Here is a 21,084-nt window from a genome sequence, read left to right on the forward strand (position 1 = left end):
CTCCGACGCCCCAATTGCGAAATCACCCCTCGAGGTGGCTCAGCCCCTCGTCGACGGTGTCGAACGCGGCGCCCAGCGCCGTGGCCAGCGACGCGGACTCGTCACCCAGCCAGACGCCGTAGGCGGACAGGGCGACGCCGAGCATGGTCCACGCCACCGTCTGCGGCACCAGGTCGGCGGGATCGGCACCGACGCGGCGCGCGACGTACGCCGCGATCACCGAGCGCCAGCCCCCGTACATCGTCATCGAGTGCGCCTGCAGCGCGTCGGTCTCCAGGATGACGCGCATGCGCTGCCGGTGCCGCGCGGTCTCGGCGGCGTCGAACTCGTTGAACGCCAACAGCGCCGACCGCAGCGCGGCACCGACGGGGACGTCGGCGGGCACGACGTCGAGCAGGTCGCGCATGTGGTCGAGGTGGGAGTCGAAGTCGCCCCACGGGATCGCGTTCTTCGACGGGTAGTACCGGAACAGGGTGCGGCGCGCGATGCCCGCGGCCTGCGCGACGTCGTCGACGCTGACCTCGTCGAAGCCGCGGTGGGCGAACAGTTCGAGTGCGACGTTGGCGATGTGGTCCCGGGTGGTCGAGCGGCGCCTGCCGACGCGGGGCGCGACGTCACCCGCGATGGGGTTCCGGCCCCCGTGAGGACTCGTCATCGATTCGCCCTTCCGTTTAGGCACTCGATGCCATATTCTTGCGACCTGGGTCACACCTGTCGAGACCCACGACGCGAAAGGTACACATCATGGAGCAGTCGCAGCAGGCACCCGTGGAAAACGACACCCAGGACGACCTCGTCACCGAGAGCCTCGTCGAAGAGGTGTCGATCGACGGCATGTGCGGGGTCTACTGACCGTGACGGCACCCGCCAGGGAGTCGGTGCCCACCGTGTCGACCGGTGAGCCTCCCGCCGCCGACGGCCCGGCGGCGTTCGACCCCGACGCCGGTTGGCGACTGCACCACCAGGTGGCGGTGCGGCCGGAACCGTTCGGGGCCCTGCTGTATCACTTCGGCACCCGCAAGCTCTCGTTCCTGAAGAACCGGAAGATCGTCGAGGTGGTCAACGCACTGGGTGACCACCCCGACGCCAGGTCCGCACTGCGTGCGGCGGGCGTCGACGACGAGATGCAGGCGCCGTACGTGCACGCGCTGGGCGTCCTGGTGAAGTCCAACATGCTGGTACCCAAGGAGATCCGATGACGACCATGCAGCCCGTCCCACGACTGGTCGACCAGTTCGAGCGCGGTCTCGACGCGCCGATCTGCCTGACGTGGGAATTGACCTACGCCTGCAACCTGTCGTGCGTGCACTGCCTGTCGGCATCGGGCAAGCGTGACCCCCGCGAACTCACCACCCAGCAGTGCAAGGACGTCATCGACGAACTCGAGCGCATGCAGGTGTTCTACGTGAACATCGGCGGCGGGGAACCGACTGTGCGGTCGGACTTCTGGGAACTCGTCGACTACGCCACCGAGCATCACGTGGGCGTGAAGTTCTCGACCAACGGCGTGCGCATCACCCCTGAGGTGGCGGCGAAGCTGGCGGCCAGCGACTACGTGGACGTGCAGATCTCGCTCGACGGCGCCACCGCCGAGGTCAACGACGAGGTGCGCGGACCCGGCTCCTTCGCGATGGCGATCCGCGCCCTGGAGAACCTGGCCGAGGCCGGCTTCAAGGACGCCAAGATCTCCGTGGTGGTGACGCGTCACAACGTCGACCAGCTCGACGACTTCAAGGCGCTCGCCGACTCGTACGGCGCCACGCTGCGCATCACCCGGCTGCGTCCCTCCGGCCGCGGCGCGGACGTGTGGGATGAGTTGCACCCCACCGCCGCTCAGCAGGTGCAGCTCTACGACTGGCTGGTCGCCCGCGGCGAGGGCGTCCTGACCGGCGACTCGTTCTTCCACCTGTCCGGTCTCGGCGAGCCGGGCGCGCTCGCCGGGCTGAACCTGTGCGGCGCCGGGCGCGTGGTGTGCCTGATCGACCCGATCGGCGACGTCTACGCCTGCCCGTTCGCCATCCACGACAAGTTCCTCGCGGGAAACATCCTGACCAGCAACGGCTTCCAGGACGTGTGGCAGAACTCCCAGCTGTTCACCGAGTTGCGCGAGCCGCAGTCCGCCGGGGCCTGCACCGGCTGCGGGCACTACGACGCCTGCCGCGGTGGCTGCATGGCCGCCAAGTTCTTCACCGGCCTGCCGCTCGACGGGCCCGACCCCGAGTGCGTGCAGGGCTTCGGTGAGCCCGCGCTGGCGCTCGAGCGTGACAAGCCAAAGCCCAGCGGCGACCACTCGCGCACCGGCGGCCGCAAGGGCCCGATCCCGCTCAAGCTCCTGACCGTCCCTCCGAAGAAATTCTGCAACGAAAGTCCCGTCTGACCATGGCACGCGACATCTGGTTCGAAACCGTCTCCATCGCCCAGGAACGCGCGAAGAAGCGGCTGCCCAAGTCCGCCTACTCGTCGCTGATCTCCGCCAGCGAGAAGGGCCTGACCGTCGCCGACAACGTCGAGGCGTTCGGCGAGATCGGCTTCGCGCCGCACGTCATCGGCGCCCTGGACAAGCGGGACCTCGCGACGACCGTGATGGGACAGGAGATCTCGCTGCCCGTGCTGATCTCGCCCACCGGCGTGCAGGCCGTGCACCCCGACGGCGAAGTGGCCGTCGCACGCGCCGCGGCCAACCGGGGCACCGCGATGGGACTGTCGTCGTTCGCCAGCAAGCCCATCGAAGAGGTCATCGCCGCCAACCCGAAGCTGTTCTTCCAGATCTACTGGCTCGGCGACCGGGACTCGATCGCCAGGCGCGTCGAACGGGCCCGGGCCGCGGGGGCCGTCGGCTTGATCCTGACCACCGACTGGAGCTTCTCGCACGGCAGGGACTGGGGCAGCCCCAAGATCCCCGAGAAGATGGACCTCAAGACGATGGTCAAGATGAGCCCCGAGGTCATCACCAAGCCGCGGTGGTTGCTGCAGTGGGCCAAGACCATGCGTCCGCCGACGCTCGCGGTGCCCAACCAGGGCGCCGCCGGCGAGCCCGGACCGCCGTTCTTCCAGGCGTACGGCGAGTGGATGGGCACGCCGCCTCCCACCTGGGAGGACGTCGCGTGGCTGCGCGAGATGTGGGGCGGCCCCTTCATGCTCAAGGGCGTCATCCGGGTCGACGATGCGAAACGCGCTGTGGACGCCGGTGTCTCGGCCATCTCGGTGTCCAACCACGGCGGCAACAACCTCGACGGCACGCCCGCCTCGATCCGCGCGCTGCCGTCGATCGCCGACGCCGTCGGCGACCAGGTGGAGGTCCTGCTGGACGGTGGCATCCGCCGGGGCAGCGACGTCGTCAAGGCGCTCGCCCTCGGTGCCCGCGCCGTCATGATCGGCCGGGCCTACCTCTGGGGCCTCGCCGCCGAGGGGCAGCCGGGCGTCGAGAACGTGCTCGACCTGATGGAGGGTGGCATCGCCTCGGCGCTGCGCGGACTCGGGAAGGCGTCGGTGCACGACCTCGGTCCCGACGACGTCCTGATCCCCGCAGGCTTCACCCGGACGCTCGGCGCGCCCACCGAGGGCGGCGCCTGACCCGATTCGGGTGGCGCGCCCGGCCTCGTCCGCTGGTACGGACGTGGCTGACGGTGCTGGCGTGAAGGAAAGGCCGTCGAGGGATCGACGGGCGGTGTCGGATACCGGCCAAACGCCAACATTCGGCGCACGGCAGGTGAATTCGGCCTACCATCGGCGGGTGGCATTCCCCGGTGAGCTTGGGATCTCGACGTCGAGGCAGCTCCGCAACCTGGCACCGGCGGTCATCGTCCCCGTCGGTTCCATCGAGCAACATGGGCCACACCTGCCCCTGGACACCGACACCCGCATCGCGGTCGCGGTGTCCCGCGCGGTCGCCGGACGCCTGCCGGGGGAGTGGACGCTCGCACCGGCCGTGAGCTACGGCGCCAGCGGTGAACACGAGGGTTTCCCGGGCACCGTGTCGATCGGCACGTCTGCGCTACGGCTGTTGCTGGTGGAGTTCGGCCGGTCGGCGTGCCGGTGGGCGTCGCGCCTGGTATTCGTCAACGGCCACGGCGGCAACGTGGGGGCGCTCGCGGCCGCCACGACGTTGCTGCGCGAGGAGGGCCGCGACGTCGCGTGGACCTCGTGCACCGTCCGGGGCGGCGACGCCCACGCCGGCCGCACCGAAACGTCGGTACTGCTGCACCTTTCGCCCGAGGACGTCTGGATCGACGAGTGCGTGCCGGGCAACGACGCACCGCTGGCCGAGCTGCTGCCCCGGATGCGCAGGGGCGGGGTCGCGGCGGTCAGCCCCGTCGGCGTCCTGGGCGACCCGACGATGGCGACGGCCGCGGAGGGTGAGGCGGCGCTGGCCGAGATGGTCGACGAGGCCGCCCGCCGCATCGAGGCCTGGACGCCGAACGGCCACGGGATGCTCGCGTGACGGACCCGCGGCTGCCCGACGGGTTCGCCGTGCAGGTGGACCGCCGGGTGAAGGTCCTCGCGGAGGGGGCGGCGCTGCTCGGTGGATCGCCCACCCGGCTGCTCCGCCTGGCGCCCGCCGCGCAGACCATGCTGCAGGGCGGCCGGCTCGAGGTGCACGACGCCCAGAGCGCCCAGCTGGCCCGCCGGCTGCTCGACGCCACGGTGGCCCACCCGCGGCCCGCGACCGGTCCGTCGCACCGCGACGTCACCGTCGTGATTCCGGTGCGCGACAACGCATCCGGACTGCAGCGGCTGATCCGGTCGCTGCGCGGCATGCGCGTGATCGTCGTCGACGACGGCTCCGCCGTCCCGGTGCGGGCAGCGGACTTCGACGCCCCGCCGTGTGAGATCACGGTGCTCCGCCACCAGGACAGCCGAGGCCCCGCGGCCGCGCGCAACACCGGACTGCAGGCGTGCACCACCGAGTTGATCGCCTTCCTGGACTCCGACGTCGTACCCCGCCGCGGATGGCTGGAGGCGCTCCTCGGACACTTCTGCGACCCAGCCGTCGCCCTGGTGGCCCCACGGATCGTCGCCCTCCACGAGCCGGACAACCTGGTGGCCCGCTACGAGGCGGTCCGCTCGTCGCTGGACCTCGGCCAGCGCGAGGCGCCGGTGGTGCCGTTCGGGCAGGTGTCCTACGTGCCGAGCGCCGCCATCATCTGCCGGAGGCGGTCGCTGCTCGAGGTGGGCGGGTTCGACGAGACGCTGGAGTCCGGCGAGGACGTCGACCTGTGCTGGAGGTTCATCGAGGCCGGTGACCGGTTGCGCTACGAGCCCGTCGCGCTCGTCGGCCACGACCACCGCACCGACCTCCGGGACTGGTTCCTCCGCAAGGCCTTCTACGGCTCGTCGGCCGCGCCGCTGTCGGTGCGGCATCCGGGCAAGACCGCGCCGCTGGTGATCTCGGGCTGGACGCTGCTGGTGTGGGTGCTGGTGGCCGTCGGCTCCGGATTCGGCTACCTGGGATCGACGGCGGTGGCCGTGTTCACCGGTCGCCGGATCGCCAAGTCGCTCAGCGCCGTGGACACCGAGCCCCGGGACGTCGCGGTGGTGGCGGCGCACGGACTCTGGGCCGCCGCGCTGCAACTGGCGTCGGCGATCTGCCGGCACTACTGGCCGGTGGCCCTGGTCGCCGCGGTGCTGTTCAAACGGTGCCGTCGCGTGGTCCTGGTGGCGGCCGTCGTGGACGGCGTCGTCGACTGGGCCGGACGGCACGCCAACGCCGAGGACGACGCGCACCGCGTCGGCCTGCTCGCCTACCTCCTGCTCAAGCGGCTCGACGACATCGCCTACGGCCTCGGCCTGTGGACCGGCGTGCTGCGCGAACGTCACCTCGGCGCACTCAAGCCGCAGATCCGGACGTGAGCCGGCGCCACGCGCACGCCGACGTCCTCGTCGTCGGCGCGGGGAGTGCCGGTTGCGTTCTGGCCGAGCGGCTTTCCATCAACCCCGACCGCACCGTCACGGTGCTCGAGGCGGGGCCTGGTCCCTCGGACCCGCGGGTGATGGCGCAGATCAGCGACGCCCTGCGGCTTCCCATCGGCGACGCCAGCTCCGTGGTACGCCGCTACCCGACGACGCTGACCCGGCACCCACCCCGGTCGACGGTGCTCGTCCGCGGCGCCGTGGTCGGCGGATCCGGCGCGGTCAACGGCGGCTACTTCTGCCGTGGACTGCCCACGGACTTCGACGACTGGGACGTGCCCGGGTGGGGCTGGACCGACGTCCTACCGCACTTCCGCGCCATCGAGACCGACCGCGACGTCGCAGGGCCGCTGCACGGTGCCGACGGTCCCATGGCGATCCGCCGGGTCCGCGAATTCGAGCAGGGCGCAGTCGCTTTCATCGACGCGGCACGGGCCCTGGGATACCGCTGGATCGACGACCTGAACGGCGCGACCGCAGGCCGGCCCATCGGTCCCGGCGTCGGCGCGGTGCCGCTCAACGTCGACCGCGGCACGCGGCTGGGACCCGGTGGCGCGTTCCTGGGCCGCGCGACGGACCGGCCGAACCTCGCGGTGCGAGACCGGACCCGCGCCACCCGCATCCGCGTCGAGGGCGGGCGTGCCACCGGTGTCGAGTGCGTCGGCCCGTCGGGACCGGAACTGCTGACCGCCGACCGCATCGTGCTGTCCTCCGGCGCAATAGGTTCCGCACATCTGCTGCTGCTGTCCGGCATCGGTCCGGCAGGTGCACTGGCCGGCGTGGGCGTGCCCGTCATCGCGGACCTGCCCGTCGGCACCCGGTTCGCCGATCACCCGGAACTGGTGCTGCCGGTCGACTGGCCCGCCGCCCCGGGCCGGCCCCCGCTGGAGGCCGTGCTGGTCACCGGGGACGGGTTGGAGATCCGGCCGTACACGGCCGGCTTCGGCGCGATGATCGACGGGTCGGGCGACGACCCCGAGGACCGACCCCACCTCGGCGTCACGCTGGTACGGCCCCGCTCGAGGGGCGTGCTGGCGCTCGCGTCGGCGGACCCCGACGTGGCGCCGCTGATCGAGCACCGCTACGACGGCGAGCCCGAGGACGTCGCGGCGCTCGAGGCAGGTGCGGCACTGGCGCACGACCTCGCCGGTACCGGATATGAAGCGCGCCAGTCGTTCTGGTCGACGTCGCAGCACCTCTGCGGCACGGTCCCGATGGGCACCGGCGATGCGTCGGTGCTCGACGAGCGGTGCCGGGTGCGCGGCGTCGACGGCCTGTGGGTGGTCGACGGCTCGATCATGCCCAGCATCACCAGCCGCGGCCCGCACGCCACGATCGTGATGATCGGCCACCGCGCGGCGGCGTTCCTCGACGACTGATCGGTCCCGGTCCTACGGCGCGCGGTGCCTGCCTGCCGGGGTGTCCGTACCGCGGCGCGTCAGGTGCCGGACCACGCGCAGTTGCCTTCCGTCGCGACCGGGTGCCCACAGGCCGACCACTACGGCGGCGACCGTGACCACCGTGGCGAGCACCAGCAGCGAGGCGTTCATCGACTCCAGGAACGCCGACTGGGCGGTCTCGGCGAGCGTCCGGCCGGCGGGGCCGAGCCGGTCCGCGACGGCGAGCGCCTGGGCGAGTGAGTCCATCGCAGGCGCCCGCACCTCCTCGGGGAGGTCGGCCACGCGGGGACCGAGCGCGCTGCCGTAGCCGGCCGCCAGGATCGATCCGGCCACCGCGATGCCCAGCGCGGCACCGATTTCGCGGGTCGCGTCGTTGACCGCCGATGCCACGCCCTGCTTCTCGTCGGGCACCGCTCCCATCACCGCGGACGTCGTTGGCGCCGTGCACAATCCGATGCCGGTACTCATGACCAGCAGCGGCCAGGCGAGCTGCAGGTACGAGGAGTCGATCTCGAGCAGGCGCATCGACATCAGCCCCGCGGCGATCAGGATCAGGCCCACGGTGAGCACCAGGCGCAGCCCCAGCCGCGGCAGGTACCACTCGTTGGTCGCGCTGAGGACGAGGACCGGCCCGATCAGCGGTGCGATGGCCAGGGCGGTGGTCAGTGCGCTGTAGCCCATCACCAGCTGGATGTACTGGATGGCGACGAAGAAGAAGCCGAAGTTGGCGAAGAACAGCAGGGTGATGCCGACGGCCCCGGTGGCGAAGTCGGGCCTGCCGAACAGCCGGACGTCGAGCAGCGGATGCGGCCGCCGGAGTTCGACCATCGCGAACGCGCCGGCCATGGCGACGCCTGCGAGCATGCAGCCGTAGACCAGCGGATCGCCCCATCCCCGGACCGGCGCCTCGACGACTCCGAACACGAAGACCGCGACCGCGCCGCCGATCAGCACGGCGCCGCGCCAGTCGAGCGGCGTGGCGTCCTCGTCACGCGATGACGACACCGTGAGCGTCAGCACGAACAGGACGGCAGCGGCGGTGCCGAACGACCAGAAGATGGACTGCCACTCGAAGTACTTGAGCAGCAGCCCCGATCCGAGGAAGCCGAGGACGGCGCCGGAGCCGACGACGCCCGCCCAGATGCCGACGGCCTTGTTCCGCTCGGACTTCGGGTAGGCGGCCGTCAGCAGTGAGAGCGTGGCCGGCATGACGAACGCCGCACCCGCGCCCGCGACGGCCCGCGCCACGATGATCTGCAGCGGGCTGTCGAAGACGACCGGCGCGAACGAGGCGACGGCGAAGATGGCGAGCCCGACCTGCAGCGCCCCGCGACGGCCGTAGCGGTCGCCGATGGCGCCTGCGGGGAGCAGCAGGCACGCGAGCACCAGCGTGTAGCCGTCGACCACCCAGGTCAGCTGTGTCTGCGTGGCGGAGGTGTCGACGGCGATGTCGCCGAGTGCGGTGTTCAGGGCGATCATCGACGAGACGACGATGCTGACGTCGAGGCAGGCGACGATCAGCAGCCACAGCCGGGCGCGCGACGAGAGGGCCGCCATCGCGGCGTCGGTAGGCTGATCTTGACGGGCGAGAGTGTCGGCCATGCGAGGCTCCGTCCGCCTGATGCGTTATTTTCAAGACAGCTGTTCTCGATACGAGACTAACAGTCTTGTTTCCCGCGGTGGAGGTGAATCAAACCAGTGAACGCCGGGCGAACCGACCCGCGACCGGCCCGCTCGCGGGCGCGGCTGCTCGACGCCGCGACCGCGCTGCTGAGCGCCGGCGGCCCCAGCGCCGTGACGGTCGACGCCGTCACGCGCGCCTCCAACGTCGCCCGCGCGACCCTGTACCGGCACTTCCCGAGCGGAAACGATCTGTTGGCAGCGGCCTTTCACGCGCTGATCCCACCGGCGCCCATCCCGCCCGACGACGGGTCGCTGCGCGACCGGCTGGTGTCCGCGGTGCGCGCGCAGGCCGAGTTGATCGCCGAGGTGCCCGTCAGCCTGGCCGCCATGTCGTGGCTCGCGCTCGGCGGCGACCTCGAGCAGCTGCCGTGGGGGGCGGCCAAGAGGTCGGCCGAGAGCCTCGAGGTGCGCACCCTGCGCGAGCGGGTCGCCGAGCTGTACGCGGCGCCGTTCGACGCGATCTTCGACAGCGCGGAGGCGCAGGCGCAGCTCGGCGACGTCGACCGCACTCGCGCCGCGGCACTGCTGCTCGGCCCGATCGTGCTCGGCAAGCTCAGCACGCTGCCCGACTTCGACTACCGCGAGATCGCCGAGGTGGCCGTCGACGGGTACCTGGCCACCCACGCCAAGCGGGGCGAAACTACCTGAGCGAGTAGCGGATCGGAAGGTGCTTGAGGCCGCCGACGAACGTCGTCGCACTCAGCTCCGGCTCGCCGGCCAGCTCGATCGACTCCCACCTCGACACCAGCTCGGTGAAGAGACTGTTCATCTCCATCCGGGCCAGCGCCGCGCCCAGGCAGAAGTGCACGCCGTAGCCGAAGGCCACGTGCTTGTTCGGGTCGCGACCGACGTCGAAGCGGAACGGGTCGTCGAAGATCTCCTCGTCGCGGTTGCCCGAGACGTAGGCCAGGTACACGGAGTCGCCCTTCGCGATGTCGACCCCGCGGACCGTGGTGTCGGCCGTCGCGGTGCGCATGAACTCCTTCACCGGCGTCGACCACCGGATCATCTCCTCGACCGCGGTGCCCATCAGGCTCGGATCCGCCCGCAGGCGCTCGAGTTCGCCGGGATTCTCGATGAGCGCGTGCAGTCCGCCGGAGATGGCGTCCTTGGTGGTGTCGTGACCGGCGGCCGCCACGATGACGTAGTACGACATGGTGTCGACCTCCGACATCGGCTCGCCGTCGATGCGCCCGTTCGCGATCGCCGACGCGAGGTCGCCGGTGGGGTGTTCGCGCCGGGCGGCGGTCAGCTCGGCGAAGTAGCCGAAGAAGTCGAGCAACACGGCCATCTGTTCCTCGGGCGTGGTGCCGCGCTTGTACTCGTCGTCGTCGCCGCCGAACATCTCCTGGGTCAGCATGTGCATACGGCCGTAGTCCTCCTCGGGCAGGCCGAGCAGCGACATGATCACGTACAGCGGGAACTGGACGGCGACATCGGTGACGAAGTCGCACTCCGGGCCCATGTCGCGCATCTGGTCGACGTAGCGCTTCGCGAGTTCGTCGACGCGCACCTTGAGGTCGCGCATGGCCTTCGGGCGGAACCAGTCGGAGCCGATCGCCCGCACCTTGCGGTGGTGCGGATCGTCCATGTGGATCAGTGTCCGCAGCCCCATGCCCGCGTCCAGCTGGGCCTTCGCGTAGTCGTCGGCGGCCGCGGTGGACAGCAGCGGGCGAGGCTCGCTGATGAACAGCTCGTTGTCCCGTTCGATCGCCATGATGTCGGCGTGCTTGGTGATCGCCCAGAACGGGCGGTACGGCGGATTGTCCACCCAGGCAACGGGTTCGTTGGCACGCAGATGCACGAGCGCGGCGTGCAGCCGGGCGTCGTCGGCGTAGGCGGTGGGGTCGGCCAGAACCTTGGCCGCGTCGTCCATGGTGGGCGTGCTCATGGCAGTTCCTCGCTCGCGGGCTCGCTAGTTGACGGGTGTCAACGGATTTTAGGTGGGCGGGGTGGTCGCGCGGGCCGGTTTGAGGGGATCGCGACGGGTCCCCAGTAGGCTCGGCGGTCGTGGCCCTCGTGACGACCCGGCGGATCGGCCGGGGGGTCGTCACGGCGATCGCCGTCCTGATCCTGACCATCGGCTGCGGCGGTGCCGCGGACCCCGCCGCCGGCTCGTCGGCCGCGCCGTCGGACCCCGCGCTGGTGTCGACCGGGAACGGCCTCGTGCGCGGCGTGGTCGCGCCCGATCACCGCTTCTTCGGCGGCCTGCCCTACGCCGCGCCGCCCACCGGGCCGCTGCGCTTCGAGCCGCCCGCACCCGCGGCGCCGTGGGACGGCGTGCGCAAAGCCACCCGAGTCGGTCCGCGCTGCATCCAGGACGTCGGCGATCTCGAGATGGGACGGCAGACCGACGAGGACTGCCTGAACCTCAACGTGTGGACGCCCCCGTTGTCGGAGCAGAAGCGTCCGGTCATGGTGTGGATCCACGGCGGCGCCTTCATCAACGGCAGTAGCGGCATCTACGACTCCCGCTGGCTCGCCACCCGCGGCGGCGTCGTGGTGGTCACCGTCAACTACCGACTCGGCGCGCTCGGCTTCCTCGCCCACCCGGCGCTCGGCGCGGCCGGTGCCGTCGGCAACTACGGCCTGGCCGACCAGCAGGCGGCGCTGCGCTGGGTCCGCGACAACATCGCCGACTTCGGCGGCGACCCCGACCGGGTCACCATCGCCGGCGAGTCGGCGGGCGGCATGTCGGTGTGCGATCACCTCGTCGCGCCGGGATCGCGGGACCTCTTCCGCGGCGCGATCATCCAAAGCGGTCCGTGCCAGGCCCAGCTGCCGCTCGACCAGGCCGAGCGGATCAGCGTCGACTATGCACGTGACGCGGGCTGCGCCGACCCGACGACGGCGGCGGCCTGCCTGCGCGCCCTGCCGGTCGACGAGTTGCGCAGGCCGGTGGAGTACTTCCGGATCGGCGACGACGCGCTCAGCGGTCCGGTGACCGGATCGTCCGTGTTGCCGGTCGATCCGATGGTCGCGTTCGCCGCCGGGGACGCCGCGCGCGTGCCGGTGCTGATCGGCAGCAACCGCGACGAGTTCACGCTGTTCATGGCGCTGCAGTACATCCGCGGTCAGTCCCTGCCCGCGAGCGACTACCCGCGGGTGCTGGAGCAGACCTTCGGCGCCGACGCCGCCGCGGTCGGCGCCCGCTACCCGCTCGACCGCTACGGCGGCAACGCGCCGCTCGCCTACTCGGCGGCCGTGACCGACGGCGACTTCACGTGCGTCGACCAGCGGATCGCCACCGACCTCGGCCGCGACGCCCCGGTGTACGGCTACGAGTTCACCGACCGCGATCCGCCGATGCCCGAGCCGTTCCGCACGCTGCCGTTCCCCGTGGGCGCGAGCCACTCCCTGGAGTTGCGCTACCTGTTCGACGTCGGTGGCGCGCCCGCGCTGACCCCGCCGCAGCAGGTGTTGAGCGACCAGATGATCGACTACTGGACCGCATTCGTGCGGACCGGTCGCCCCGAGGCCGACGGGCCGGCCGAGTGGCCGAAGGCGACGGACGGGCGGCGGATGGAACTGGCGCCGGACGCGGTCCGGGTGACCGACGACTTCGCCCGCGTGCACCAGTGCGAGTTCTGGGCGGGGCTGCGTCGTTAGCCGTCACCGACTCTGCGGTGAGATCGAGCCCAGGCGCCAGAACGCGATCTGACAGCAGGCTCGGCGGAGGACGATCAGGCCGGCGTCACCCACGTGGTGATCTCGGCGTGCACGACCTCGACGCCGTGGCGGTCGGTGACGCTGACCGGGACCACCAGGTCGGTGCCCTCGACGATCCCGTCGAAGTCCGGCAGGTCGATGCGCGCGGTCGCCCGCAGCGACGACGTCGCCTTCGCGAGGTACCGGACGTTCATCGCCTTCGGAATCCAGCGGTGGGTGGTGGGCACCGTGGCCTCCATGAGCATGCCCATCGCCATCTCGGCGGCGTTGCAGGACGCGATGGCGTGCACCGTGTGTAGGTGGTTGTGCACGAAGAACCACTTCGGCACGTCCACCTCGGCCAGTCCCGGCTCCATGCGGCGAACGTGCGGCAGCACCGACGCGAAGTACGGCACGCGGGCCATGGCCGCGACGGAGAACAGGCGGCTGCCGCCGGGCTTGGTCGACAGACCCTGCCAGGCGCGGTAGGTCGGGGAGCTGGTCACCGCGCAGACCTTACTCTGGAGTAAGTTCGACCGCGGCGCTCGGCCGGGTGGCCGGTGTGGAACCGCACGTCGGGCGTCGTTCGGGGGCGTGCGCGGGGGATTTGGAGCACGCCCGCATCTGAGGCATACTGTTCGGGTTGCCTTCTGCCGGGACGGTGCCCTCTGGGCCTGCCCGTTGATGGCATGCGACCAGTGTCCTCAGGGATGCATCCGGTCCCAACCTCGAGCGTGACGAATTCAGTCGCGAGCGAGTGTGCGTGAGGGCGACACACCCGACCGCGGGGGTCGGTGAACCACAGATACGTAAACAGCGGCGGCACAGCCAGCACGCGCATCGCGGGGAGACCCGCGGGCACGTGCACGAATATCCAGGCCCGGGTTCGGGCGTTTAGTAGTGAGGTAGGAGAAGCGTGGCGGGAAACAAGATCCGCATCAGGCTGAAGGCCTACGACCACGAGGCGATTGACGCCTCGGCGCGCAAGATCGTCGAGACGGTTACCCGTACGGGAGCCAGCGTGGTCGGCCCGGTGCCGCTGCCGACGGAGAAGAACATCTACTGCGTCATCCGGTCCCCGCACAAGTACAAGGACTCGCGGGAGCACTTCGAGATGCGTACGCACAAGCGCCTCATCGACATTCTCGACCCGACGCCGAAGACCGTTGACGCACTCATGCGCATCGATCTGCCGGCGAGCGTCGACGTCAACATTCAGTAGGAGATCCAGAAACCATGGCACGCAAAGGAATTCTGGGCACCAAGCTGGGCATGACGCAGGTGTTCGACGAGAACAACAAGGTCGTTCCGGTCACGGTCGTCAAGGCCGGCCCCAACGTGGTGACCCGTATCCGTACCCCCGAGCGCGACGGCTACAGCGCCGTCCAGCTCGCCTACGGCGAGATCAGCCCCCGCAAGGTGAACAAGCCGGTCACCGGCCAGTTCGCCGCCGCGGGCGTCAACCCCCGCCGCCACCTCGCCGAGTTCCGGCTCGAGAACGAGGCTGCTGCAGCCGAGTACGAGATCGGCCAGGAGCTGACCGCCGAGATCTTCGTCGACGGAGCCTTCGTCGACGTCACCGGCACCAGCAAGGGCAAGGGCTTCGCCGGCACCATGAAGCGTCACGGCTTCAAGGGCCAGGGCGCCTCCCACGGTGCGCAGGCCGTGCACCGTCGACCGGGCTCGATCGGTGGCTGTTCCACCCCGGGCCGCGTCTTCAAGGGCACGCGCATGTCGGGCCGCATGGGCAGCGACCGCGTCACCACGCAGAACCTGAAGGTGCACAAGGTCGACGCCGAGAACGGCGTCATCCTGATCAAGGGCGCCATCCCCGGCCGCAATGGCGGACTCGTCGTGGTTCGCTCCGCGATCAAACGAGGTGAGAAGTAATGGCATCGACCAAGATTGACGTTCGCACGCCGGACGGCAAGACCGACGGCAGCGTCGAGCTCCCCGCCGACCTGTTCGACGTCGAGCCCAACATGGCGCTCATGCACCAGGTCGTCATCGCGCAGCTGGCCGCCAAGCGCCAGGGCACGCACTCGACCAAGACCCGCGCCGAGGTCTCCGGTGGTGGCAAGAAGCCGTACCGCCAGAAGGGCACCGGCCGCGCCCGTCAGGGTTCGACGCGTGCACCGCAGTTCACCGGTGGTGGCATCGTGCACGGCCCGAAGCCGCGTGACTACAGCCAGCGGACCCCGAAGAAGATGATCGCCGCCGCCCTGCGCAGCGCGCTCTCGGACCGGGCCCGCAACGCGCGGATCCACGCCGTGACCGAACTGATCAGCGGGCAGACCCCGTCGACCAAGGCCGTCAAGACGTTCCTGGGCTCGATCAGCGACCGCCGCAAGGTGCTCGTGGTCATCGGCCGCAGCGACGAGGTCGGCGCGAAGAGCGTGCGCAACCTGCCCGGCGTGCACGTGATCTCGCCGGACCAGCTCAACACATACGACGTCCTGGACGCCGACGACGTGGTGTTCAGCGTCGAGGCGCTCAACGCCTACATCTCGGCGAACGCCAAGAAGGAAGAGGAGGCATCGGCCTGATGGCGAACGTCACCGATCCCCGCGACATCATCCTGGCCCCGGTCATCTCCGAGAAGAGCTACGGCCTGATCGAGGACAACGTGTACACGTTCATCGTGCACCCGGACTCGAACAAGACGCAGATCAAGATCGCAGTCGAGAAGATCTTCGCCGTCAAGGTCGATTCCGTGAACACGGCGAACCGTCCGGGCAAGCGCAAGCGCACCCGCACCGGTTACGGCCAGCGCAAGGGCACCAAGCGCGCCATCGTCACGCTCGCCGCCGGCAGCAAGCCGATCGATCTGTTCGGAGCACCGGCCTGATCGGCCGGGGGCTAGAGATTAGAGAGATTTAGAAGCAATGGCTATTCGCAAGTACAAGCCGACGACCCCCGGTCGCCGCGGTTCGAGCGTCTCCGACTTCGCCGAGATCACCCGGTCCACGCCGGAGAAGTCGCTCATCCGCCCGCTGCACAGCACCGGCGGCCGCAACGCGCACGGTCGGATCACCACCCGGCACAAGGGTGGCGGCCACAAGCGCGCCTACCGCGTCATCGACTTCCGTCGCCATGACAAGGACGGCGTCGACGCCAAGGTCGCGCACATCGAGTACGACCCCAACCGCACCGCGAACATCGCGCTGCTGCACTACCTGGACGGCGAGAAGCGCTACATCATCGCCCCCGAGGGACTGCGTCAGGGCACGGTCGTGGAGTCGGGCGCCAACGCCGACATCAAGCCGGGCAACAACCTCCCGCTGCGCAACATCCCCGCCGGCACCGTGATCCACGCCGTCGAACTTCGCCCCGGTGGCGGTGCCAAGCTCGGCCGTTCGGCCGGTGTCAGCATCCAGCTGCTCGGCAAGGAAGGCACCTACGCCACCTTGCGCATGCCCAGTGGTGAGATCCGCCGCGTCGACGTGCGCTGCCGCGCCACCGTCGGCGAGGTCGGCAACGCCGAACAGGCGAACATCAACTGGGGCAAGGCCGGCCGCATGCGATGGAAGGGCAAGCGCCCGACCGTCCGTGGTGTCGTGATGAACCCGGTCGACCACCCGCACGGTGGCGGCGAGGGCAAGACCTCCGGTGGCCGTCACCCGGTCAGCCCGTGGGGCAAGCCCGAAGGTCGTACCCGTAAGAACAAGCCGAGCGACAAGCTCATCGTCCGCCGCCGTCGCACCGGCAAGAACAAGCGCTAGGAGTATCCAGCGATGCCACGGAGCCTCAAGAAGGGACCGTTCGTCGACGACCATCTTCTCAAGAAGGTCGACGTTCAGAACGACAAGAACACGAAGCAGGTCATCAAGACCTGGTCGCGTCGGTCCACCATCATCCCCGACTTCATCGGTCACACCTTCGCCGTCCACGACGGTCGCAAGCACGTGCCGGTGTTCGTCACCGAAGCGATGGTCGGGCACAAGCTGGGCGAGTTCGCCCCGACGCGCACCTTCAAGGGTCACATCAAGGACGACCGGAAGAGCAAGCGGCGATGAGCACTGTTACCGAATTCCCGTCTGCGACGGCGAAGGCGCGCTTCGTGCGCGTCTCGGCGTCCAAGGCGCGCCGGGTCATCGACCTGGTCCGCGGCAAGACCGTCGCCGAGGCGCTCGACATCCTCCGCTGGGCGCCCCAGGGTGCCAGCGAGCCGGTGGCCAAGGTCATCGCGAGCGCTGCGGCCAACGCCCAGAACAACGACGGCCTCGACCCGTCGACGCTCGTCGTCGCCGCGGCCTACGCCGACGAGGGCCCGACCGCCAAGCGCATCCGGCCGCGTGCCCAGGGGCGTGCGTACCGGATTCGCAAGCGCACCAGCCACATCACGGTGATCGTGGAGAGCCGGCCGCCCCGCGAGGGTGGCAGCCGTGGCGCCTCGGCGTCCGCCTCCCGCGCACGCCGTGCGCAGGGCAGCAAGGCAGCCGCCTCCGCTCCGTCCGCCAAGAAGGCGTCTGCCAAGAAGGCCGACACCACGACTACCGAAGCGTCTGACGCGAAGGGAGGCTCGGAGTAGTGGGCCAGAAGATCAACCCCCACGGCTTCCGGCTCGGCATCACGACCGACTGGAAGTCCCGGTGGTACGCCGACAAGCAGTACGCGGACTACGTCAAGGAAGACGTCGCCATCCGCAAGCTGCTGGCCACGGGCCTCGAGCGCGCCGGCATCGCCGACGTCGAGATCGAGCGCACCCGTGACCGGGTCCGCGTCGACATCCACACCGCGCGTCCCGGCATCGTCATCGGCCGCCGCGGAACCGAGGCCGACCGCATCCGCACCGACCTGGAGAAGCTGACCAAGAAGCAGGTCCAGCTCAACATCCTGGAGGTGAAGAGCCCGGAGTCGGTCGCGCAGCTGGTGGCCCAGGGTGTCGCCGAGCAGCTGAGCAACCGCGTCGCGTTCCGCCGTGCCATGCGCAAGGCGATCCAGTCCGCGATGCGCCAGCCGAACGTCAAGGGCATCCGCGTGCAGTGCTCGGGCCGCCTCGGCGGCGCCGAGATGAGCCGCTCGGAGTTCTACCGCGAAGGTCGCGTCCCGCTGCACACCCTGCGCGCGGACATCGACTACGGCCTCTACGAGGCGAAGACCACCTTCGGCCGCATCGGCGTGAAGGTCTGGATCTACAAGGGTGACATCGTCGGTGGCAAGCGTGAGCTGGCCGCTGCCGCACCCGCAGGCGCCGACCGCCCGCGTCGTGAGCGTCCCACCGGGGCCACCCGTCCGCGCCGCAGTGGCGCCTCGGGCACCACGGCGACGAGCACCGAGGCCGGTCGTGCGGCAACCGAAGAGGCACCGGCAGCACCTGCCGTCGCCGAGGCGACGGTCGGAACCGAAGCAGCAGCCGGCGCGCCCGAGAACACGGAGAGCTAGTCATGCTGATTCCCCGCAAGGTCAAGCACCGCAAGCAGCATCACCCTCAGCAGCGTGGCATCGCCAGCGGCGGCACGTCGGTGAGCTTCGGTGACTATGGCATCCAGGCCCTGGGCCATGCCTACATCACCAACCGGCAGATCGAGTCCGCTCGTATCGCCATCAACCGGCACATCAAGCGTGGCGGCAAGGTGTGGATCAACATCTTCCCGGACCGCCCGCTGACCAAGAAGCCCGCCGAGACCCGCATGGGTTCCGGCAAGGGTTCGCCGGAGTGGTGGGTCGCCAACGTCAAGCCGGGCCGCGTGCTCTTCGAGCTGAGCTACCCCGACGAGAAGATCGCGCGCGAAGCCTTGACCCGCGCCATCCACAAGTTGCCGATCAAGGCCCGCATCGTGACCAGAGAGGAGCAGTTCTGATGGCAGTGGGAACTTCGCCTGGTGATCTGCGCGAGCTGACCGACGACGAGCTGAACGAGAAGCTGCGCGAATCGAAGGAAGAGCTGTTCAACCTCCGGTTCCAGATGGCGACCGGACAGTTGTCGAACAATCGTCGACTCCGTGTGGTGCGACAGGAAATTGCGCGTGTGTACACGGTGCTGCGCGAACGTGAGTTGGGTCTGGCCGCCGGACCCGGAGGTGAGGATTCGTAATGGCTGACACCAGCAAAGAGGCCGGCCCGAAGCACACGCCGCGCACCGAGACCGTCCGCGGACGTCGCAAGACCCGCATCGGCTACGTGGTGAGCGACAAGATGCAGAAGACCATCGTCGTCGAACTCGAAGACCGCAAGAGCCACCCGCTCTACGGCAAGATCATCCGGACCACCACCAAGGTCAAGGCGCACGACGAGGACGGCCTCGCCGGCGTCGGCGACCGCGTCTCCCTGATGGAGACCCGGCCGCTCTCGGCCACCAAGCGGTGGCGCCTCGTCGAGGTCCTCGAAAAGGCCAAGTAACACACCGGCCTTCACGGAAGGTCGCAACGCGAAGCCCCCGCACGCCACCCGCGTGCCGGGGGCTTTCGTGTTTCCGCAGGATGTCGAGCGCACGAGATCCGACCAGTTCGGACCATTAGCTGAGAATGTTCTTGCAGCGTCAATTAACATCCCGTTCGTGAAGGCAATGGCGACAGGCGTTTTCCGCACCATCTCGATCGCCTGCGTCGGAACGTTCCTGGCCGCCCTCGCCGCGCCCGCCGCCGCGGCGCCCGGCGACGTCGGCATGGTGGCGGACGCACCGACGGTGCGGCTCGAGTCCGTCGGAGTCGAGGGCGATCTCGCGATGTACGGCCTGCAGGGCACGCAGACGCTGACCTTCCCCGTCCCCGCCGGTCTGGCCCCCGCTGCACTGGACGCCGTCGTCGAACTGCCGCCCAACGTGCGCGCCGGCGTCCTCACCGTGACGCAGGGCAGCACCACCGTCTCGCGCGTCGACCTGCCCGCCGACCGCACCCCCATCTCGATCCCGCTCGTCGGCGCCGAGATCGAGGGCAACGCCGTCACGGTGCTGCTGCGCAGCCAGCTGCTGCCGCCCGAGGGGTACTGCCTGTCCAACAGCGACTCACCGCTGCGGCTGTCGCAACCGGCCGTCGCGTTCGTCGGCCGCGAACTACCCCCGACGGTGGTCGCCGACTTCCTGCCGCCGGTGCTGCAGAAGCTGACGCTGTTCGTCCCTCAGCAGCCATCGCAGGCGGAGTCCGACGCCGCCGTGCGCCTCACCACCGCCGTGGTCGCGCGGTACGGCCAGCAGAGCACCGACGTCGACGTCGTCGCGCTCTCCGGCGACTCGACGTCGCCGACCGGGCCGTCGCAGCCGTTCGAACGCCAGATCGTCATCCGCGAGGGCGGCCCCACCGGCGTGACGCTGCAGGGTGAGGGCGTTCCCGCGCTGCTGATCACCGGCACCGGCAACGACCTGGTGAACCAGTCGCGTCTGCTCAGCAGCAACCTGTCCCGGCTGGCGCTCGCGTCGAAGGCCGTGGCGGGACCGATCAGGTCGAGTCCGCAGCTGCCCGGCAACGAGACCACCATCCGTCGGCTCGGGCAGCCCGGCGTCAACGCCACCGCACTGGAACCGCAGGTGTCGATCGGCCTCGACCAGACCCGGCTGGGCCGTCCGGTCCAGGACGTGCGCGTCCACCTCAAGGGCGCCTACACGCCGCTGCCCGCCAGCGTCGGGGGACAGGTCGTCGCCTCGGTCGGCGGCGAGGCCGTCGACCGGTGGCCCATCGAGTCCTCCGGCGCGATCGACCGCTGGGTGAGCGTGCCCAACGACCTGCTGACGCGCTACACCAACCTCGACGTCGCGATCGACCTCAGCGGAAACACCGGACGCTGCGGTGAATTCCAGCCCGTCAAGCTCACCATCGACGGCGCCACCGCCGTGCAGAGCGCCGCCGCGACCACCCCCGTACCGGGCGGCTTCCAGAGCCTGCCGCAGGCGCTGATGCCGCGGACCACCATCGGGATCGGGACCGACGCGTTCGCCGACACCGCCCGCGCGGTGACCCTGATGGAGGGGCTGCAGCGGTTGTCCAACCTGCCGCTCGACACCACGGTGGTGCCGTTCGACGAGGCCGCGGCTGCGCCCGGACCCGCCCTGCTGATCTCCGCCGACGGCTGGTCCGACGACCGCCTCGCACTCCCGGTCGCGACCAGGGGCGGGGCTGAACTGGCGGTCGAACCCGTCGGTGGCGGTGACCCGACCACCCTGACGCTCGACCCGGGGCTGCGGTTCGGCTCGCTGCAGACCGTGTTCGACGGTTCCAGGACCGTCGTGGTCGCCACGTCCAACGGGGCGGCGGCGCAACTCGACTCGCTGCTCGACTATCTCGACGCCGACCCGCGGCGCTGGGCCGATCTCGACGGCGACGCGCTGATCGCCACCGCCGACCGCGAGCCCGTGACCTTCGACGCCGCCACGCCCGAGGCGGACCGGCAGCTGATCGCGTCGGGCACCAACCCGACGGCGTGGGTGGCCATCGGCGCCGGTCTGGCCGCCGCGGTGGCGCTCCTCGCCTGGCTCGTCCTGCGCCGCAGGCGAAGTGCCTAGGCGGCG

Annotated in this window: 25 protein-coding genes; 21 read left to right on the top strand and 4 right to left on the bottom strand. The window is 70.1% G+C overall.

Annotation, left to right across the window (positions count from 1 at the left end; genetic code table 11):
* Window positions 1–22 precede the first annotated feature (22 nt).
* Window positions 23–655, bottom strand: coding sequence for a mycofactocin system transcriptional regulator (mftR, locus tag AC1MEY_RS00440; RefSeq protein ID WP_480228807.1), 633 nt, complete (start codon window positions 653–655; stop codon window positions 23–25).
* A gap of 89 nt (window positions 656–744) precedes the next feature.
* Here mftR and mftA point away from each other — a divergent pair, with 89 nt between their 5' ends.
* From mftA to mftG, 7 genes are all read left to right on the top strand, one after another.
* Entirely contained in the window at window positions 745–852 is a 108-nt protein-coding gene (gene mftA, locus AC1MEY_RS00445; protein WP_480228808.1) for a mycofactocin precursor MftA, read from the top strand.
* Window positions 853–887: 35 nt separating this feature from the next.
* Window positions 888–1,199 carry a mycofactocin biosynthesis chaperone MftB gene (gene mftB, locus AC1MEY_RS00450; RefSeq protein ID WP_480231724.1) on the top strand — a complete coding sequence of 104 codons (312 nt, stop codon included), beginning with the start codon at window positions 888–890 and terminating at the stop codon, window positions 1,197–1,199.
* Window positions 1,196–2,377: a mycofactocin radical SAM maturase gene (gene mftC / locus AC1MEY_RS00455; protein ID WP_480228809.1), complete on the top strand. Its 1,182-nt coding sequence runs from the start codon at window positions 1,196–1,198 to the stop codon at window positions 2,375–2,377. The genes mftB and mftC overlap by 4 nt, the downstream gene beginning before the upstream one ends.
* Window positions 2,378–2,379: 2 nt before the next feature.
* The gene (gene mftD / locus AC1MEY_RS00460; protein WP_480228810.1) at window positions 2,380–3,573 is read left to right on the top strand and encodes a pre-mycofactocin synthase MftD; all 1,194 of its coding nucleotides are present in this window, start codon (window positions 2,380–2,382) and stop codon (window positions 3,571–3,573) included.
* Between the two features lie 136 nt (window positions 3,574–3,709).
* Entirely contained in the window at window positions 3,710–4,441 is a 732-nt protein-coding gene (mftE, locus tag AC1MEY_RS00465) for a mycofactocin biosynthesis peptidyl-dipeptidase MftE (RefSeq protein ID WP_480228811.1), read from the top strand.
* A complete protein-coding gene (gene mftF, locus AC1MEY_RS00470; RefSeq protein WP_480228812.1) occupies window positions 4,438–5,850 on the top strand; it encodes a mycofactocin biosynthesis glycosyltransferase MftF in 1,413 nt (470 codons plus the stop codon). The genes mftE and mftF overlap by 4 nt, the downstream gene beginning before the upstream one ends.
* Window positions 5,847–7,289 (top strand): mycofactocin dehydrogenase MftG, encoded by a 1,443-nt coding sequence (mftG, locus tag AC1MEY_RS00475; protein WP_480228813.1) that lies wholly within the window; start codon window positions 5,847–5,849, stop codon window positions 7,287–7,289. The genes mftF and mftG overlap by 4 nt, the downstream gene beginning before the upstream one ends.
* A 12-nt stretch (window positions 7,290–7,301) precedes the next feature.
* Here mftG and AC1MEY_RS00480 read toward each other — a convergent pair whose 3' ends face one another.
* On the bottom strand, window positions 7,302–8,912 hold the full coding sequence (locus AC1MEY_RS00480; protein WP_480228814.1) for an MFS transporter: 1,611 nt from the start codon (window positions 8,910–8,912) through the stop codon (window positions 7,302–7,304).
* 96 nt (window positions 8,913–9,008) lie between these two features.
* On the opposite strand from AC1MEY_RS00480, the gene AC1MEY_RS00485 reads away from it, so the two are divergent.
* Entirely contained in the window at window positions 9,009–9,641 is a 633-nt protein-coding gene (locus AC1MEY_RS00485; RefSeq protein ID WP_480228815.1) for a TetR/AcrR family transcriptional regulator, read from the top strand.
* On the opposite strand, the gene AC1MEY_RS00490 is transcribed toward AC1MEY_RS00485, so the two are convergent.
* A complete protein-coding gene (locus AC1MEY_RS00490; protein ID WP_480228816.1) occupies window positions 9,634–10,884 on the bottom strand; it encodes a cytochrome P450 in 1,251 nt (416 codons plus the stop codon). The genes AC1MEY_RS00485 and AC1MEY_RS00490 overlap by 8 nt on opposite strands.
* Window positions 10,885–11,012: 128 nt before the next feature.
* Here AC1MEY_RS00490 and AC1MEY_RS00495 point away from each other — a divergent pair, with 128 nt between their 5' ends.
* Window positions 11,013–12,602 (top strand): carboxylesterase/lipase family protein, encoded by a 1,590-nt coding sequence (locus AC1MEY_RS00495; protein ID WP_480231725.1) that lies wholly within the window; start codon window positions 11,013–11,015, stop codon window positions 12,600–12,602.
* 74 nt (window positions 12,603–12,676) lie between these two features.
* Here the strand turns inward: AC1MEY_RS00495 and AC1MEY_RS00500 are convergent, their stop codons facing one another.
* Window positions 12,677–13,147, bottom strand: a complete 471-nt coding sequence (locus tag AC1MEY_RS00500) for a hotdog fold domain-containing protein (RefSeq protein ID WP_480228817.1) — start codon at window positions 13,145–13,147, stop codon at window positions 12,677–12,679.
* Window positions 13,148–13,557: 410 nt separating this feature from the next.
* Between AC1MEY_RS00500 and rpsJ the strand changes: the two genes are divergently transcribed.
* The 12 genes from rpsJ to AC1MEY_RS00560 all read left to right on the top strand — a co-directional run bounded on the left by rpsJ (window position 13,558) and on the right by AC1MEY_RS00560 (window position 21,078).
* The gene (gene rpsJ, locus AC1MEY_RS00505; RefSeq protein WP_163797111.1) at window positions 13,558–13,863 is read left to right on the top strand and encodes a 30S ribosomal protein S10; all 306 of its coding nucleotides are present in this window, start codon (window positions 13,558–13,560) and stop codon (window positions 13,861–13,863) included.
* A gap of 14 nt (window positions 13,864–13,877) precedes the next feature.
* Window positions 13,878–14,531 (top strand): 50S ribosomal protein L3, encoded by a 654-nt coding sequence (rplC, locus tag AC1MEY_RS00510; protein WP_480228818.1) that lies wholly within the window; start codon window positions 13,878–13,880, stop codon window positions 14,529–14,531.
* Window positions 14,531–15,187, top strand: a complete 657-nt coding sequence (gene rplD / locus AC1MEY_RS00515) for a 50S ribosomal protein L4 (protein WP_480228819.1) — start codon at window positions 14,531–14,533, stop codon at window positions 15,185–15,187. Before rplC ends, rplD begins: the two co-directional genes overlap by 1 nt.
* Entirely contained in the window at window positions 15,187–15,489 is a 303-nt protein-coding gene (rplW, locus tag AC1MEY_RS00520; protein WP_163797117.1) for a 50S ribosomal protein L23, read from the top strand. Before rplD ends, rplW begins: the two co-directional genes overlap by 1 nt.
* A gap of 37 nt (window positions 15,490–15,526) precedes the next feature.
* Window positions 15,527–16,363 carry a 50S ribosomal protein L2 gene (rplB, locus tag AC1MEY_RS00525; protein ID WP_480228820.1) on the top strand — a complete coding sequence of 279 codons (837 nt, stop codon included), beginning with the start codon at window positions 15,527–15,529 and terminating at the stop codon, window positions 16,361–16,363.
* Window positions 16,364–16,375: 12 nt separating this feature from the next.
* Window positions 16,376–16,657, top strand: a complete 282-nt coding sequence (rpsS, locus tag AC1MEY_RS00530) for a 30S ribosomal protein S19 (RefSeq protein WP_011558433.1) — start codon at window positions 16,376–16,378, stop codon at window positions 16,655–16,657.
* Window positions 16,654–17,172, top strand: a complete 519-nt coding sequence (gene rplV, locus AC1MEY_RS00535; RefSeq protein WP_480228821.1) for a 50S ribosomal protein L22 — start codon at window positions 16,654–16,656, stop codon at window positions 17,170–17,172. The genes rpsS and rplV overlap by 4 nt, the downstream gene beginning before the upstream one ends.
* Window positions 17,172–18,026 carry a 30S ribosomal protein S3 gene (gene rpsC, locus AC1MEY_RS00540; RefSeq protein WP_480228822.1) on the top strand — a complete coding sequence of 285 codons (855 nt, stop codon included), beginning with the start codon at window positions 17,172–17,174 and terminating at the stop codon, window positions 18,024–18,026. Before rplV ends, rpsC begins: the two co-directional genes overlap by 1 nt.
* A 2-nt stretch (window positions 18,027–18,028) precedes the next feature.
* Window positions 18,029–18,445 carry a 50S ribosomal protein L16 gene (gene rplP, locus AC1MEY_RS00545; protein ID WP_163797127.1) on the top strand — a complete coding sequence of 139 codons (417 nt, stop codon included), beginning with the start codon at window positions 18,029–18,031 and terminating at the stop codon, window positions 18,443–18,445.
* Entirely contained in the window at window positions 18,445–18,678 is a 234-nt protein-coding gene (gene rpmC / locus AC1MEY_RS00550) for a 50S ribosomal protein L29 (protein ID WP_163797128.1), read from the top strand. The genes rplP and rpmC overlap by 1 nt, the downstream gene beginning before the upstream one ends.
* Entirely contained in the window at window positions 18,678–18,983 is a 306-nt protein-coding gene (gene rpsQ / locus AC1MEY_RS00555) for a 30S ribosomal protein S17 (RefSeq protein WP_480228823.1), read from the top strand. Before rpmC ends, rpsQ begins: the two co-directional genes overlap by 1 nt.
* Before the next feature lie 166 nt (window positions 18,984–19,149).
* Window positions 19,150–21,078: a hypothetical protein gene (locus tag AC1MEY_RS00560; RefSeq protein ID WP_480228824.1), complete on the top strand. Its 1,929-nt coding sequence runs from the start codon at window positions 19,150–19,152 to the stop codon at window positions 21,076–21,078.
* Window positions 21,079–21,084: the final 6 nt, after the last annotated feature.

The organism is Mycobacterium sp. PTI7, assembly GCF_056679845.1.

What these genes read in the sequence shown, in the direction of transcription:
- AC1MEY_RS00480 (WP_480228814.1), bottom strand. Translation starts at nt 8,912, where the DNA reads ATGGCCGACACTCTCGCCCGTCAAGATCAGCCTACCGACGCCGCGATG.
- rplD (WP_480228819.1), top strand. Translation starts at nt 14,531, where the DNA reads ATGGCATCGACCAAGATTGACGTTCGCACGCCGGACGGCAAGACCGAC.
- AC1MEY_RS00490 (WP_480228816.1), bottom strand. Translation starts at nt 10,884, where the DNA reads ATGAGCACGCCCACCATGGACGACGCGGCCAAGGTTCTGGCCGACCCC.
- mftC (WP_480228809.1), top strand. Translation starts at nt 1,196, where the DNA reads ATGACGACCATGCAGCCCGTCCCACGACTGGTCGACCAGTTCGAGCGC.
- rplW (WP_163797117.1), top strand. Translation starts at nt 15,187, where the DNA reads ATGGCGAACGTCACCGATCCCCGCGACATCATCCTGGCCCCGGTCATC.
- rpmC (WP_163797128.1), top strand. Translation starts at nt 18,445, where the DNA reads ATGGCAGTGGGAACTTCGCCTGGTGATCTGCGCGAGCTGACCGACGAC.
- rpsS (WP_011558433.1), top strand. Translation starts at nt 16,376, where the DNA reads ATGCCACGGAGCCTCAAGAAGGGACCGTTCGTCGACGACCATCTTCTC.
- mftR (WP_480228807.1), bottom strand. Translation starts at nt 655, where the DNA reads ATGACGAGTCCTCACGGGGGCCGGAACCCCATCGCGGGTGACGTCGCG.
- AC1MEY_RS00560 (WP_480228824.1), top strand. Translation starts at nt 19,150, where the DNA reads ATGGCGACAGGCGTTTTCCGCACCATCTCGATCGCCTGCGTCGGAACG.
- mftA (WP_480228808.1), top strand. Translation starts at nt 745, where the DNA reads ATGGAGCAGTCGCAGCAGGCACCCGTGGAAAACGACACCCAGGACGAC.
- rplB (WP_480228820.1), top strand. Translation starts at nt 15,527, where the DNA reads ATGGCTATTCGCAAGTACAAGCCGACGACCCCCGGTCGCCGCGGTTCG.
- mftD (WP_480228810.1), top strand. Translation starts at nt 2,380, where the DNA reads ATGGCACGCGACATCTGGTTCGAAACCGTCTCCATCGCCCAGGAACGC.
- rplP (WP_163797127.1), top strand. Translation starts at nt 18,029, where the DNA reads ATGCTGATTCCCCGCAAGGTCAAGCACCGCAAGCAGCATCACCCTCAG.
- rplC (WP_480228818.1), top strand. Translation starts at nt 13,878, where the DNA reads ATGGCACGCAAAGGAATTCTGGGCACCAAGCTGGGCATGACGCAGGTG.
- rpsQ (WP_480228823.1), top strand. Translation starts at nt 18,678, where the DNA reads ATGGCTGACACCAGCAAAGAGGCCGGCCCGAAGCACACGCCGCGCACC.
- rplV (WP_480228821.1), top strand. Translation starts at nt 16,654, where the DNA reads ATGAGCACTGTTACCGAATTCCCGTCTGCGACGGCGAAGGCGCGCTTC.